Origin of the sequence: Shewanella sp. 3_MG-2023 (genome assembly GCF_030548765.1) — a bacterium.
In the GTDB taxonomy this organism is placed as follows: domain Bacteria; phylum Pseudomonadota; class Gammaproteobacteria; order Enterobacterales; family Shewanellaceae; genus Shewanella.
On the sequence record NZ_JAUOSH010000004.1, the window covers coordinates 56,050 to 71,378 of the forward strand.

Genomic DNA, 15,329 nt, shown 5'->3' on the forward strand with positions numbered 1-15,329 from the left:
ATACCGCTAGCATTGCTTTCAGCTAGATACAAAAAAGCCGAGCTCATCACTGCATGCAGCAACCAACTCGGCTTTTTAACGCCTTAAAACAATTAATAGTCGTAAATAGTCTCGCTAAATCTACTTAGTCTTTTTAATCATAGGCAGCACCAACAGCGCCACACCTACCACTAAAAATGGAATACTCAATAATTGCCCTGCACTCATTGTCCAATCTGTGGCATAAGCGGCTTGCTTAACCTTGACCATTTCGATGGCCCAACGTGCGCTGAATACGCTACACAAGAACAGTCCAAAAATAACCCCGTGCTTTTGTTTTAAGTTGGTAAATTTATACACAGCAAACAAAGCAATAAAGATAACTAAATAGCTAATGGCCTCATATAACTGCGCCGGATGGCGCGGCAGCATATCAATACGTTCGAAAATAATGCCCCACGGTTTAGTGGTCGGTAGCCCTAAAATCTCTGAATTGGCAAAGTTTGCCATCCGTACAAAAAAGCCAAATATCGCTGTCGCAATGGCTAAGCGGTCAAGTAAAAACAAAAACGGCATATCGGTTTTACGCTTGTAATAGTAAAGCGCTAAAATGGCACCTAAACCACCGCCATGGCTGGCTAAACCGCCTTCCCAAATGGCCAAAATCTTCATTGGATTGGCAAAATAGTAACTTGGATCGTAAAAGAAACAGTGGGCTAAACGGGCGCCAACAATAATCCCCACCACACAATAAGTCAGTAAATTATCTAGCGATGCGACATCTAAACCTTCTTTTTTGTACATGTGCTTCATAACTTGAAAACCACTGGCAATGGCTACCGCAAACAAAGCCCCATACCAATGTACTTGTAAACCCATAAATGAAATTAATACTGGGTCGAGATTCCACACAAAATGGTCCAATTGACTACTCCAAACATTAACAACCACTCACGCAGCAGGCGTGAGCAAATAATTGCCGCTACTATAAACAATTCATCGGCTTAATTCGATGACTATGGTCACCACAGCAGACTATTTCCATGATAGGTAGACGACACTCGTACCTTAATCGCAATGCTGTGACTGATAAAAGCCGCTTAAGTTGCACACTAACCAGTATAAATAGCTCAAAAGCCAGTTGATAAAACTTGCTAAGCTTTGACCTTCACAATCAGCAGACTATAATCGACACACTATTTACGTTGCTAATTAATCAGGGTTCACAATGATCCAAAGTATGACCGCCTACGCTCGCATTGAGCACAAAGCCGAATGGGGCACAGCCTCGTGGGAAATCCGCTCAGTCAATCAACGCTACTTAGAAACCTACTTACGGTTACCAGAGCAAATGCGTAGCCTAGAGCCAGTATTGCGCGATCGCCTACGTAAACGCTTAAACCGCGGCAAGGTTGAGGTCAACTTACGTTATGAACTATCAGAGTCTGGCAGCAGTGAAATGCGCCTAAACCAAGACTTGGCCAAGCAACTACTTAACGCAGCAGAGTGGTTAAAGAAAGAATCTAGCCATGGCGAGCTTAACTTAGCCGACATTCTACGCTGGCCTGGTGTGATGTCTGGCGCAGAGCAAGACATGGGCGACATCAATAAAGACTTACTGGTGGCTTTTGATGGCGCTGTAGCGCAATTTATCGAAGCTCGCGGCCGTGAAGGTGAAGCAATCAATACTATGTTGCAAACCCGCCTAGACCAAATTGTTGAACAAGTGGCCATCGTGCGCGAGCACATGCCAGCCGTGATGCAATGGCAACGTGACAAGCTAACCAACCGTTTAGCAGAAATCACTGGCGAACTTGATCCTGCTCGTATGGAGCAAGAAATGGTGCTACTTGCACAAAAGATGGATGTCGCAGAAGAAATGGATCGCCTTGATGCACACGTTGCAGAAACGCGCTTAATCCTCAAAAAAGGTGGCGCACAAGGCCGCCGCTTAGATTTCATGATGCAAGAGTTTAACCGCGAATCTAATACCCTAGCGTCTAAGTCAATCAGTGCAGAAGTCACCGCCGCAGCGGTAGAACTTAAAGTGCTTATTGAGCAGATGAGAGAACAGATCCAGAACGTTGAGTAAGCATTTTACACACGTTTTATAAAACTAAGCCCAGCGAATGCTGGGCTTTCTATTTTAGTTTGTAAAGTTTGTAGGCCTTATAACAACCTTCGTTTCACACGCTACAACAGGTAAAACTAACCCATAGTGAGTTTGATTGCTTGTTTGGTGCCTTGAGCCCTTAATGACTATCCCATAGGTTATATCGCATTAAGGGATACTTCATGAGCTGGTACTCCAATACATTTCAGCTTCCTTAAGTGCATTCTATTGTTAATAAAAAAGGCTAATTCACGAATATCGAAGATAAAACACTGGTCAAAGCTGACTTAATCACTAGCTATGTTACAGTGAGTCTTATCGCTGAATTATCACCAAGTTATCGTTATTTAAGAAGGTTTTGTGGAACAACTCACTATCGTCATTGATTTTTTAGCAACCTATAAGTTGTTTGTTACCGTATTAATCATCCTATTGCTGTCGATGCTTAAACGCTTTGTGGTGTCTAAAATTCGTGGTGATATCGCTTTTGTGAGCGAAGGGCAGCGTAAGTGGATGTCGCGGACTAAAAACGGCACTTTCATCTTAATCGTGATGATTTTATTTTTACTGTGGCAGACAGAAATCAATAAGTTCGCGCTGTCTGTGACCGCGATTGCCATTGCATTGGTGGTGGCGTCAAAAGAGATTATTCTGTGTTTTACTGGCTCCATTCAGCGGGCGAGTTCGCGCTCATTTGTCATCGGTGACTGGATTGAAGTGGGTAAGCTGTGCGGCGAGGTCATTGAACACAACTTAATGGCGACGGTGATCCAAGAAATCGACTTGCACCATGGTCAGTACCATTACACCGGTAAAACAGTCACCTTCCCTAATAGTATGTTTTTTAGTTATGCGGTGAAAAACCTCAATTTCATGAAGCGTTATGTTTACCATAGCTTTTCCATTACCGTGGTTGAGTTTGTAAACTTGTATCCGCTGTTTCCTGCATTAACCAGCAAGATTGAAGCCCACTGTGAAGACTTTTTTGAAGTAGCAACTCGCTATAATAATATTATTGAAAGACATGCTGGCGTTGACCTGCCAGGACCTGAGCCACATATTCATATCCATAGCGGCCCTGCGGGTGAGCAAATGGTGCATATTATGATTTTTTGCCCCACTGAACGGGCAACCCATTTAGAGCAACACATTCGAGAAGACTTTATGATTGCCTATCATGAGGCGTTTCCTAAAGCGGCTGAAACGAGTGCTTGAGTTAACCTGCTAGGCTAATGTTCAGGGCTAATGTTCAGGGATAATGCTTCGAGCTGATACTTTGAGCTAAAGATTTACCCAAAAAGAAGCCACTCAATCGAGTGGCTTTATTTATGCTAAAAATCGAGCTATCTAACTCACTGAATGCAGTACATCATGTAGTTGCTGTAGGTCTTTGACTTCAAACGTTGGCGTAATGCCATCGACGGTTTGTTTACCGTGATGATTGAGCCAACAGGTATCAATCCCAGCATTAACGCCGCCTAAAATATCTGAATGCAGGTTATCGCCCACCATCAAAATATTGTGCTTTTCAGGGTTACCCATCAGCTTAAAGGTATGCTCAAAAATACTGACATCGGGTTTGGCTTTACCAAACTCTTCAGAAATCACCACATGCTCAAATGACGACTTAAAGCCGGTGCGTTCAAGGCGCACATTTTGCAGCTCAGTTAAGCCGTTGGTGATTATGCCTAAATTGGCTTTGCCTTTTAGGCTATCAACCAGCTGTTTCGCCCCCGGTAATGGCTGACAGATATCGGCCATGGCCGCTAAAAAATCACTGTTAAGTTGCTTGGTCGTGACATTGAGCTTTTCAGCCCAATGTAAAAAGCGGGTGTGTTGCAGCTGCGCGGCATCAATTAATCCTTGTTGATAATCCAGCCAAAGCTGCTTGTTTACCGATTGATAAAATTCAAAATCACTGGCTTTAAAATCAATATCAAAGCGTGAAAACATCAGCTTTAGGCCGCTAAATATATCAAAATCAAACAGGGTTTCATCGGCGTCAAACAATATCCATTGGTACTTCATGGTTCAGCCTTATCGACGTTTTGGTTTATGAAAATGATTTGAAACAGCCTAGTTATTATTCAAATAGCGTCACTAATTGCGCTTCTTGGGCAACCAAGCTGTTATATATGGTTAACTGGTTTGCCGCGCGATCGAGGTTATGGCCCTCACGATGAATACCAAAGTACACATCACCATTTAAATGATCGGTTAAAAACCGCGAACCTAGCATCAACGCCATCACTTTAATGCCTAACCACAGGCTGCGTTTTTCCAGCGGTGTTAATATTGCAGATAACTGCTCGGTATAGGCTTGAGTGGCTGCTTTAATAATCTCAGGGCGAGCAATGACTTTATCGAGCGCTGTAGAGTCTTCTTCCTCAGGTGAGCAAAACGCCCGTACCATGTCACCAAAGTCATACATTAAGTAGCCTTTCATGCAGGTGTCGATATCGATGACTGCCATGCTAGACATATCACGCTTATCAAACAGCATATTGTTGATTTTTGTGTCGTTATGGCAAATACGAAGTGGCAGTTGTTGCTCCACTTTGGCGAGCTCAGCAAATAAGGCTTGTTGCGAAAACACTAAATCAACCCATTGCTGACAATCTGCTAAGCGCTGAGATTTATCATCAGCAACCGCTTGTTTAAGCTGTTGGATACGAAGAGGAAGGTTTAAGAAGTTAGGAATAACATCTTGTAAGCTATTAGCATCTAAATCACTCAATGCATGTGCAAAATGACCAAAAGCGCTGGCGGCCATTTTGGCTTCATCTTGATTGGTCACCACTTCAATTGTATGGCTATTGGCTAAATAGCTAATGGCTCGCCAATAACCTTTATCACCAAGGTTTACCGACAAACTTCCATCCTTAAGAACCACAGGCGAAATAACATCGAGCTGGTATTCACCCAAGGTAGATTTTTGGATGAGGTGATGACTCACTTTAGCAGCATTGTCGATTAACACGTCAGGTTTGGTGAACACTGTGGTATTAATTTTCTGTAGCACCATTTGCCCTGCTGGCCACTTAACCAAATAGGTTTGGTTAATATGACCATTGCCCAAAGGCGCAATAGTGGCACTTGTTACATCTGATGCTGCAATTCCATATAAAGGCAAAATTGTTTGCCTAATAAACTCAACCACCCAACACTCCATATCTTTTCTTTGCAAGCCAAACAGTTTAAGTCATCGCAGCCGGCAACACTAGTCACCTGTTGTGCTGCGATTTAAGCTCTTATAAGCTTTTCATAAATTGGCCAAATGCAGGCTCAGAGGATAATGTGGCTTGGCTGCCTTTCAGGCTAAAGTTATAACCACACAGTTTGAAGCTACCACGCATGGCAACATTGTTGATGAGCTTGGTATTATCCAGCGGTGAAAAGCGCGCTTCGGTGCCGCTATCTGCCATTAAATCAACGCTAATGGGCCTAAATTTACTGCCATCATTAAAGACTAATTCGGCGCAGCGTTTATCGCCTTGGGCTGTATCTAAACGCCAAATAGACTGGGCATCACCTTCATCACCTAACCAGCGTAACACTAAAATATCTTCTTGTAAGATAAGCCAAAAACCATCAGGCAGTTTTACTCGCGCAGTTTCATTGCTTGCTAATGGTTGCTCAATGGCTGCGGTTTCAACAGGTACAATTTCGGTTTTTTCTGTGCCAGTAAATAATAAGCTAATTAGATAGATAACTAGGCCAATTGCACACATAACCCCTATAGCTTTTGCCGCCATTATAAGTATTTTTTTATTATCTTGCGCCCACACTAACCAAGATTTAAGTAATTCTGTCATCGAACCTGACTCTAATGCGCCTCGGTCAACTCGGTAGCTGGGCTTTTCATCAGCTTGATACCTAGCCTCGTCTGTTTCGCTATTGTATCCAGCTGCATTATTTGCAGAATGGTTAAACGGATTAAGCTCAGACTCTTTATAAACGGTTTCGTGCTGATAACCAGGCTCATGGCCCAGTTCGTCATCAAAACTGTTGTTATCAAAGCTTTCAATATCAGAGTTTGCGCTATCAACGTTGGCAGCGTCAGGGCTTTCAGCCCTAAGACTGGTGTTATTGCCATGTCCAATGGTCGGTTCTTGACGCTGCCTTACTCTCTGAGCGCCTGCAACAGGTTTAGCATGTGGGCCTTGATAGCCCATAACATAAAAATTATTTCTGCGGTTTTGATTACGGCTATTGCTCTTGGGTGCTGAAAACCACGCAAAACCAGCGCTCACTATGGCCGCTAAAATAAAAATGGTCACTGACACAGCAACAGGAAAACTAAATGCAATAGAAAGGCTAAAAAATAACAATAACAAGGTTGGGATTGCCACCAAAGAGCTTGGCTTAGCTGCGTCTCGTAAACGGCGTAAGCTGCTTAAAGCACTAATGGGCAGCGCCACTACTCCTGCAATAATAGTGGTAACAGAATGAGCAAATAACAGCGCGATGATTAATACAAAAATCAAACAAGATAATTGCACAGCCAACACTCTTTGACCGTTATCTCGGCCTTGGCGACAAAATAAGGATGAAAATGACACAAGAAATCCCAATAATAAATAAACAGAAACTATATAAGCAGACTAAACAATTTCATCACTAAAGTCAGCGAAACCACTGCATTTGCCGCAAAATTAATTGTAAAAACATCAATCACAAACCATTTAGCGCCATTAACATTGCCAGTTCATTTTTTTATTAACGAATATGACAAAATGAAATAGCCTTAGGTCTTTAAGCCTATGCATTAAACTAATCAATGTATTACTAAGGTTAGAAAAAAAATCGCCGCTAATAACCACAGATTTATGCAGTTTTTTCCATCACAAATCTCGCAAATTGCCATGCTTTGAGTATAATACTCGCCCTGTAAAATAATCTGGTTGGAATTTGCACTATGAGCGCGAGAGGAAATCTATTTATTGTGTCTGCCCCAAGTGGCGCCGGTAAATCTTCGCTTATCTCTGCTTTATTAAAAGATAAGCCAAGCGACATGCAAGTGTCTGTATCACACACTACCCGTCAACCACGTCCTGGTGAAGTTAATGGTCAACATTATCACTTTGCCAGCGTTGAACAATTTAAAGCGCTCATCGCTGATGAAGCTTTTTTTGAATGGGCTGAAGTGTTTGGTAACTATTACGGCACATCCCGCAAGGTCATTGAGCAAACATTAGCCAACGGTATTGATGTCTTTTTAGATATTGATTGGCAAGGCGCAGAGCAAGTTAAAAAGCTAATGCCTGAGGCCGTTGGGGTATTTATATTACCCCCTTCAAAAGCTGAGCTTGAACGCCGCCTAACTGGCCGAGGACAAGACAGCCAAGACGTGATTGACGGACGTATGGCTGAGGCTGTATCTGAGATGTCACACTATAAAGACGCTGATTATATTATTGTAAACGATGACTTTGATACCGCACTAGACGATCTGCGCGCGATCATTCGCAGCCAAAGATCAACCTGTGCTAGTCAGATCCATACTCATAATGGTATGATTAACGATCTGTTGGCAGACTAATTGTCATTAAGTACAATTTGCGTCACTTTTTCCCATAGATAACACTGGAGTTTCACCACATGGCTCGCGTAACTGTAGAAGACGCCGTACAACAAATCGGCAACCGTTTTGACATGATCCTGGTTGCAGCGCGTCGTGCACGCCAAATCGCTGTGCAAGGTAAAGACCCAATGGTTGAAGAGATGAATGATAAACCAACGGTTATCGCCCTGCGCGAAATCGAATTAGGTTTAGTCACCTCTAACACATTAGACGCTGATGAGCGTCAAACTGTACGTGAACGCGAAGCAGCTGAAATTGCCGCTGTTGCAGCAATTGCTGAAGGCCGTTCACTTTAAGGAGTAGCGCCACTTGTATCTGTTTGAAGGTCTAAAGGAGTCTGCCTCTGGTTATTTAGAACCAGCGCAAGTAGAGTTACTCAAGCAGGCGTACATTGTTGCGCGTGATGCCCATGAAGGGCAAATGCGCACAAGTGGCGAGCCCTATATTACCCACCCCGTTGCGGTAGCCCGCATCGTTGCAGATATGCGTCTTGATCACGAGACGTTAATGGCTGCACTGCTTCACGACACCATCGAAGATACCCCAGTTACCAAAGAAGAACTCACTGAGCTATTTGGCGTAACCGTGGCTGAACTGGTCGAAGGCGTGTCTAAACTTGAAAAAATCAAGTTCCGCGATAAAAAAGAAGCCCAAGCTGAAAACTTCCGCAAGATGATGATGGCAATGACGCAAGATATTCGCGTTATTTTGATCAAACTTGCTGACAGAACGCATAACATGCGAACTTTGGGTGCATTACGTCCTGACAAGCGTCGTCGTATTGCCCGTGAAACCTTAGAGATTTACGCACCGATTGCTAACCGTCTTGGTATTCACAATATCAAAAGCGAATTAGAAGATTTAGGTTTTCAAGCCTATTATCCGATGCGATATCGCGTTTTAAAAGAAGTCGTAAAAGCAGCCCGTGGTAATAGAAAAGAACTGATTAACAGTATTGAAACTGCCATAACCTCTCGCCTTGAAGATGCTGGAATTAACTGCAAGGTCAAAGGTCGTGAGAAAAACCTTTACTCAATTTACCTTAAAATGAGTAAAAAAGAACTGCAGTTTCAAGAAGTCATGGACATTTATGCCTTCAGAGTCATGGTCGATTCCATTGACACCTGTTACCGTGTATTAGGTGCCATGCATGGTCTTTATAAGCCTCATCCCGGTCGCTTTAAAGATTATATTGCCATTCCTAAAGCCAATGGTTATCAATCATTGCACACCTCATTATTTGGCCCCCATGCGGTTCCTGTTGAAGTACAAATACGTACTGAAGAAATGGACCTGATGGCGGACAAAGGGGTTGCTGCTCATTGGATGTATAAGAGCGGCACCAGTAGTTCACAACAAAGTACCACCCAAGTTCGCGCCCATAAGTGGATGCAAAGCTTGCTGGAGCTACAACAAAGCGCCAGTAGCTCATTTGAGTTTGTGGAAAATGTTAAAACTGAGCTATTCCCTGAAGAAATATACGTATTCACCCCAGAAGGCCGCATTTTAGAGCTGCCGGTGAATGCAACAGCGGTCGACTTTGCTTACGAAGTCCATACCGATGTGGGTAACACCTGTGTCGGCGCCCGTGTTAACCGTCAAGCTTATCCATTAAGTCAGCCGTTAATATCAGGCCAAACCGTTGAAATTATTACAGCTAAAGGCGCAAGACCTAATGCTGCATGGCTTAACTTTGTCGTAACAGGTAAAGCCCGCGGTAAAATTCGTCAAGTCTTGAAAAGTTTAACCAGTGACGATGCTGTGGCGCTCGGCAAACGGCTACTGAACCACGCATTAGGTGAAAACAAGCTTGATGACATCACCTTAGAGCAGCTTAAAAAAGTTATTGCTGAAACTAAGCATGACAATCTTGAATCGTTATTGGCTGATATCGGCCTAGGTAATGCCATGAGCATTGTGGTTGCCCAGCGCTTAATGGGTCACAAGCTCACCACTAAGAATGAAGATAGCGAAACCGAAGAGCACTTGATGCCAATTCGCGGCGCTGAAGGCATGTTGGTGACCTTCGCAAATTGCTGTCGTCCAATTCCAGGTGATGCTGTCATCGCCCATGTAAGCCCAGGCAAAGGCCTTGTGGTACACATGGAAAATTGCTCAAATATCCGTGGTTATCAAAGCGAGCCAGACAAATATATCCCAGTACATTGGGATAACGTTGAAGGTGAAAGCTATCAAGCCAATCTGCGAGTTGAAATTGTCAATCATCAAGGCGCACTGGCAAAAATCACCAGTATTATTGCTGCCGCCGGCTCAAATATTCATAACTTGAGCACTGAAGAGCGTGATGGCAGAGTCTATCTCATTAACCTGCGGATCTCAGTCGACGACCGTGTTCATTTGGCCAATGTTATGCGCCGCATTAGGGTATTACCTGAAGTCCTGCGCACCTCACGTAACCGCTAATAAATCAATCACGACTTCTGCACTGCAGAAGTCTTGCGCACCTGCCACAAACGTTAGTAATATTGATCCCCTAAATCCCTAAGTTAGATAACAGCTTAGGGATGACATCATTCATTTACTTGATCGCAGAGGGCGTCATGGCAGAAAAAATCATCATCGCAACCGATAAAGCTCCAACAGCAATTGGCACCTATTCTCAAGCTGTAAAAGTAGGTAGCACTGTTTACCTTTCAGGCCAAATCCCACTCGTACCAAGCACCATGGAAATGGTTAGCGATGATTTCTCTGAGCAGGTTGTACAGGTTTTCGAAAACTTAACCGCAGTATGTGATGCCGCTGGCGGCACTATGGCTGATATCGTTAAACTGAATATCTTTTTAACCGACTTATCTCACTTCGCTACCGTTAATGAAATCATGGCGCGCTACTTTACTCAACCTTATCCAGCACGTGCTGCAATCGGGGTAAAACAGCTGCCAAAAGGCTCATTAGTGGAAATGGATGGAATAATGGAGATCTAGCTCACAAACCGAGTTTTATCCTGAAGGGTGCCATTGGCACCCTTTTTTATTAGAGCTATTACTCAAGAGGTATTTAACTTTCAGTGAAACATGCTAGTTTATAAGTAGAAATTATCTCGTTAAGTTGTTCTCGCGTTTGCGAATAGGCTGATAAATAGCCATACTGAGATGATTGCATTAGCAAACTACAAATAAATGCATCCTACATTAAAAACAAAAAGAACATGGAATTGTCGATGGAAAATCTAATAAAAACGCCAGTAGAAATGTTATCTCATTGGGCTGAAACCCAAGGGGATGCCGTATATTTACGACAACCAATTAACGGCCAGTTTGTTGACTTCACATGGGGAGAAGTTCAGCAAAAGGTACAACAAATTGCAGGCGCATTACGCCACTTAGGTCTAGTACCGGGTGACAAAGTTGCTCTGCTTTCTAAAAACTGTGCCGAGTGGTTTATTACCGATCTTGCCCTTATGCACGGCGGCTACATCAGTGTGCCAATCTATCCCACTGCTAACGCTGAAATGATCCGCTATGTATTAGAACACAGTGGCGCTAAAGCTATCTTCACCGGAAAACTTGATTTTTGGGCCGACCAAGAAGCCGGTGTCGGCGGTGAAATCCTCCGTTTAGCTTTACCTTATGACACAATGCCAGCGCAATATCATTGGGAAAAACTGCTTGAGTTAGGGCAACCATTAGTGGATGCGCCTACGCCTAGTAGCGATCAAATGATGACGCTCATTTACACCTCGGGCTCTACTGGTAAACCAAAAGGCGCAATGCAAACCTTCGGCAGTTACGGCTGGACTTGTGAAGCGGTTGTGCGCGATTTAAAAACCAATACCACAGACAGATTATTATCCTACTTGCCTTTAGCGCACATTACTGAGCGGGTAGCGATTCAAGGATCGTCTTTTTACTCCGGCTCGTCGGTGGCGTTTGTAGAAAGTTTAGATTCTTTTGTGGCTGATGTGCAGCGATGCCGCCCGACGGTCTTTTTCTCGGTGCCGCGTTTATGGACCCTGTTTCAGCTCAATATTGTCAATAAAATTGGCCAAAGCAAGCTGGATTTATTGCTTAAAATCCCACTGGTTAGCGGCTTAGTTAAACGTAAAATCCAAAAAGGTTTAGGCTTAGAGCATTGCCGTTTATTAGGTTCAGGATCAGCCCCCATCCCACCATCTCAATTAGAGTGGTACAACAAAATCGGCATGAATATTTCAGAAGCCTGGGGCATGACCGAAAACTGTGCTTACTCAATTATTAACTTCCCATTTAATGCCTCAAAAATTGGTAGCGTGGGTCGCCCTGTTGAAGGCTGCCAAGTTCGCCGCACCGATGAAGGTGAGTTAATGGTTAAGAGCCCAGGTTTGATGACAGGTTATTACAAGCAAGAAGAAGCCACAGCAGCATGCTTTGATGCTGATGGATTTTTCCATACGGGTGACTTATGTGAAATCGATGAAGATGGCTACATTTCTATCACTGGCCGCGTTAAAGATAACTTTAAAACCTCTAAAGGTAAGTATGTGGCGCCGGTGCCTATTGAGCGTAAAATAGCCCAAGATCCGCACATTGAGCTACTTTGTGTCATTGGCTCAGGCTTACCGCACCCGATCACCTTAGTGCAATTATCTGAAGGCTCAGCCTTGCAAGCCCGCGAAGAAGTGCGCGCGTCACTGAAAGCGACCCTAGATGGAGTTAACCCGCACCTTGAGTCCCATGAAGTTGTGGATGCCATTGTCGTAGTGACAGAGCCTTGGACCATTGAAAATGATGCCCTAACCCCTACACTTAAAATTAAGCGTCATGTGTTAGAAAAGCAGTTCAGTGCCAAAGTTGACGGTATTCGCGGCGCTAAAGTGTGCTGGGAAGACGAGATTTAGCACCACAGTAATTCGCTTCAATATATTGGCCGCCTAAGCTTTAACAAGCCGGCGGCTTTTTTATCAATGACATTTGTCACCTCAAACTGGTGACGTTTGTGTCTGCCCTGTGCAAGCCCTTTGTTAGATACTAACTCCGTAGCAACACACCTTAAATGCAATAAACGGAGTTAATCATGACATCACTAATCTTAAAATCTCTTATCTCAAAATCAACCGTCATGGCGGTAACACTGACGTTAGTCAGTAGTGCTAGCAATGCCGATATCGGCGCTATCGATATGGCAGCCAACACAATGGATCTACAACAGCTAAAGGTTCTCAGCGAACAATCTGTGGATTATGAACACGCCTATGCACAATATCGCATCGCCATTACAGCCAATATTAGCGGTCTGCGCGGAGTGGCTAAAAAAGCCCTCAATGATGCACAGTCGACACTTGAAACTGTATTGAGCCGTGAAGACGATGCTGAGTCAATGGCGCTACTGGCTTCTGTTTACGGTATGCAAATCGCCAATGACTCAAGCAAAGGACAATCTCTGGGAATGAAGGTAAGTGCTTTACTGGCTCAAGCAGAACAACTCAGCCCTGAAAATCCCCGTATTGCGTTAGTCAGAGCAATGAGCGCCTTTTATACTCCCGCTCAATATGGCGGCGGTATGGATAAGGCTGAGCAATATGCCACTGATGCGATTCGTTTTTATGAACAGCCATGTGTTGATATCTGCTGGGGGCATACTGAAGCGTACACCTGGCGCGGAATCGCTAAGCAAGAATTAGGTCGTCAAAAAGAAGCAATTAATGATTGGCAACACGCTGTAGAAATTGATCCTAATTACGCTTGGGCAAATTTTTTACTTAAACAACAAGCGCGTTAATCCGATGCTGCTGAAGCTAGCTACTGCAGACATACACATTATGACTCGGTTGCAGTATGCTAACTTCGCAAGGAGGCTTCATGTCTAATATCAATACCAAACACTCGGTCAATAGTAGCAACACTCGCGTTCACCCAGAAAAAGCCTATCGACAAAAAACAGCTTGGGTATATCTGCTCAATCTGATTTTTTACTTTATTCCACTTTGGTTTATGCGGGATGATTGGGCTCGGGTCGGTGTCAGCTTGTTACTCATATTTCCCTTCTTATATGGGTACTTTTGGGCTTACAAAAGCTCAGCCGTTCAAGGGAAATATCCTATTGCTTTAATGCTCATCACTGCGAGCATTGCCACCATATTTACCAGCGGCTCCATTTCATTTTTCAGTTTTGCCGGTTTTTTTGTTGGTTTTTTCTATTCACTGCGCACCGCCATTATTAGCTTTATTCTTATCAGTACTTGGCTGTGGCTACTTAATTACATTGTGGGCTATGAAGCTTACTATTTTCCGCTATACGGTATGTTAATCACCTTTGTGGTGGGGCTATTTGGCGTGGTTGAGCATAACAATGAACGCATCAGGCGCCAACAAAGACAATCAAATGATGAAATCGCTAACTTAGCAACGGCACTGGAGCGTGAACGTATTGCGCGCGATTTACATGACATCATGGGGCACAATTTATCTTCCATTGCACTGAAAGCACAACTCGCCGAAAAACTGGTTGAAGCAGGCGAGCTTGCTGTTGCAAAACAGCATTTACAGGAACTTGCTGATATCGCCAGAAACAGCTTAACTGAAATTCGCCAAACGGTTTCTAATTACAAACATAAAGGCTTACAAGATACGGTCAATCAACTATGCAGTTTATTAAGACAAAAAGAAATTGAAGTACATCTCGAGGGTAAATTACCACCATTAACACCTTTGCAAGAAACTCAACTAGGGCTAATGTTGACAGAATTAGTTAATAATATGCTCAAACATAGCCAAGCCAGTCAATGTGTATGGTGCTTTAACACCTTAGATAAGCAGCTTATTGTTAGCCTAAGTGACAATGCTAACACCAAAGTTATTAAAGAAGGTAATGGCTTAAAAGGCATTAGAGAGCGAGTGAACTTATTGGGCGGCAAGTTTAGTTATCATATTAACGATGGCTACCGTTTTAGCATCAGTTTGCCCCTTGAAGCAGAGCAAGTCAGTGAACCTAAAGTTGACAACGACACGGAACAGCCTTAATGAAGATTTTATTAGCAGAAGATCAAGCCATGGTGCGCGGGGCATTATCAGCCCTACTTACCCTTGCCGAAGATGAACTCGGTGAAGTCGATATCACAGAAGCAGAAGATGGTAACCAAGCCATGGCAATGCTTAAAGAGCAGCATTTTGATTTGCTGCTCAGTGATATTGAAATGCCCGGTCACAGCGGCGTTGAGCTGGCTCAGTGGCTCGCAGCATATCAAGCCGAGGCTGCAACAATGCAACCTAAAACTAAAATCATCATCTTAACCACTTTTGGCCGCGTAGGTTACATCAAAAGAGCACTCAGTTGTGGCGTCGAGGGATTTTTGCTAAAAGATGCGCCATCAGAAAGTCTAGTCAACGCTATTAAACAGGTGATGGCAGGTAAAAAAATTATCGATCCAGAGCTGGCGATCAGCGCCATTGGTGATATTGACCCACTCAATGATAAAGAAAGAAAAGCGCTACGATTAGCCAGTGATGGCTTATCAACCAGTGATATCGCCGCCCAGTTATTTATCGCCGAAGGTACTGTGCGGAATTACCTTTCTGAAGCGATCTCCAAGCTCAATGCCACCAATCGCATAGATGCGGCGCGAATAGCTAAACAAAAAGGCTGGTTATAGAGGCAGTTAAGCCTGATATCTGGATTAATATTGCCTTGTATTAAAACTCTGCTAAGATAAGCCAT

Annotated in this window: 14 protein-coding genes; 10 read left to right on the forward strand and 4 right to left on the reverse strand. The window is 43.6% G+C overall.

Annotation, left to right across the window (positions count from 1 at the left end; genetic code table 11):
* Positions 1-120: 120 nt before the first annotated feature.
* Entirely contained in the window at positions 121-903 is a 783-nt protein-coding gene (gene lgt / locus Q4591_RS03425; protein ID WP_102520343.1) for a prolipoprotein diacylglyceryl transferase, read from the reverse strand.
* A gap of 304 nt (positions 904-1,207) precedes the next feature.
* Between lgt and Q4591_RS03430 the strand changes: the two genes are divergently transcribed.
* Both Q4591_RS03430 and Q4591_RS03435 read left to right on the forward strand, forming a co-directional pair.
* Positions 1,208-2,071: a YicC/YloC family endoribonuclease gene (locus Q4591_RS03430; protein ID WP_102440189.1), complete on the forward strand. Its 864-nt coding sequence runs from the start codon at positions 1,208-1,210 to the stop codon at positions 2,069-2,071.
* 381 nt (positions 2,072-2,452) lie between these two features.
* Positions 2,453-3,307: a mechanosensitive ion channel family protein gene (locus tag Q4591_RS03435; RefSeq protein WP_303459393.1), complete on the forward strand. Its 855-nt coding sequence runs from the start codon at positions 2,453-2,455 to the stop codon at positions 3,305-3,307.
* A 132-nt stretch (positions 3,308-3,439) separates the two neighbouring features.
* On the opposite strand, the gene yjjG is transcribed toward Q4591_RS03435, so the two are convergent.
* The 3 genes from yjjG to Q4591_RS03450 form a co-directional block, all read right to left on the reverse strand.
* Positions 3,440-4,120: a pyrimidine 5'-nucleotidase gene (yjjG, locus tag Q4591_RS03440; RefSeq protein ID WP_303459396.1), complete on the reverse strand. Its 681-nt coding sequence runs from the start codon at positions 4,118-4,120 to the stop codon at positions 3,440-3,442.
* 55 nt (positions 4,121-4,175) lie between these two features.
* The gene (locus Q4591_RS03445; protein ID WP_303459399.1) at positions 4,176-5,252 is read right to left on the reverse strand and encodes a phosphotransferase enzyme family protein; all 1,077 of its coding nucleotides are present in this window, start codon (positions 5,250-5,252) and stop codon (positions 4,176-4,178) included.
* Positions 5,253-5,343: 91 nt separating this feature from the next.
* Positions 5,344-6,654, reverse strand: coding sequence for a hypothetical protein (locus Q4591_RS03450; RefSeq protein WP_102439855.1), 1,311 nt, complete (start codon positions 6,652-6,654; stop codon positions 5,344-5,346).
* A gap of 356 nt (positions 6,655-7,010) precedes the next feature.
* On the opposite strand from Q4591_RS03450, the gene gmk reads away from it, so the two are divergent.
* The 8 genes from gmk to Q4591_RS03490 all read left to right on the forward strand — a co-directional run bounded on the left by gmk (position 7,011) and on the right by Q4591_RS03490 (position 15,264).
* Positions 7,011-7,634: a guanylate kinase gene (gene gmk, locus Q4591_RS03455; protein WP_076538074.1), complete on the forward strand. Its 624-nt coding sequence runs from the start codon at positions 7,011-7,013 to the stop codon at positions 7,632-7,634.
* Positions 7,635-7,693: 59 nt separating this feature from the next.
* Positions 7,694-7,972 carry a DNA-directed RNA polymerase subunit omega gene (rpoZ, locus tag Q4591_RS03460; protein WP_076538077.1) on the forward strand — a complete coding sequence of 93 codons (279 nt, stop codon included), beginning with the start codon at positions 7,694-7,696 and terminating at the stop codon, positions 7,970-7,972.
* 13 nt (positions 7,973-7,985) lie between these two features.
* A complete protein-coding gene (gene spoT, locus Q4591_RS03465; protein ID WP_102439856.1) occupies positions 7,986-10,100 on the forward strand; it encodes a bifunctional GTP diphosphokinase/guanosine-3',5'-bis pyrophosphate 3'-pyrophosphohydrolase in 2,115 nt (704 codons plus the stop codon).
* Positions 10,101-10,237: 137 nt separating this feature from the next.
* Positions 10,238-10,621 carry a RidA family protein gene (locus tag Q4591_RS03470; RefSeq protein WP_076538417.1) on the forward strand — a complete coding sequence of 128 codons (384 nt, stop codon included), beginning with the start codon at positions 10,238-10,240 and terminating at the stop codon, positions 10,619-10,621.
* Between the two features lie 236 nt (positions 10,622-10,857).
* Positions 10,858-12,513, forward strand: a complete 1,656-nt coding sequence (locus Q4591_RS03475) for an AMP-binding protein (protein WP_076538083.1) — start codon at positions 10,858-10,860, stop codon at positions 12,511-12,513.
* Positions 12,514-12,689: 176 nt separating this feature from the next.
* Positions 12,690-13,394, forward strand: coding sequence for a hypothetical protein (locus Q4591_RS03480; protein ID WP_102439857.1), 705 nt, complete (start codon positions 12,690-12,692; stop codon positions 13,392-13,394).
* 80 nt (positions 13,395-13,474) lie between these two features.
* Positions 13,475-14,635 (forward strand): sensor histidine kinase, encoded by a 1,161-nt coding sequence (locus Q4591_RS03485; protein WP_368501199.1) that lies wholly within the window; start codon positions 13,475-13,477, stop codon positions 14,633-14,635.
* Positions 14,635-15,264, forward strand: coding sequence for a DNA-binding response regulator (locus Q4591_RS03490; protein ID WP_303459402.1), 630 nt, complete (start codon positions 14,635-14,637; stop codon positions 15,262-15,264). The genes Q4591_RS03485 and Q4591_RS03490 overlap by 1 nt, the downstream gene beginning before the upstream one ends.
* Positions 15,265-15,329 lie beyond the last annotated feature (65 nt).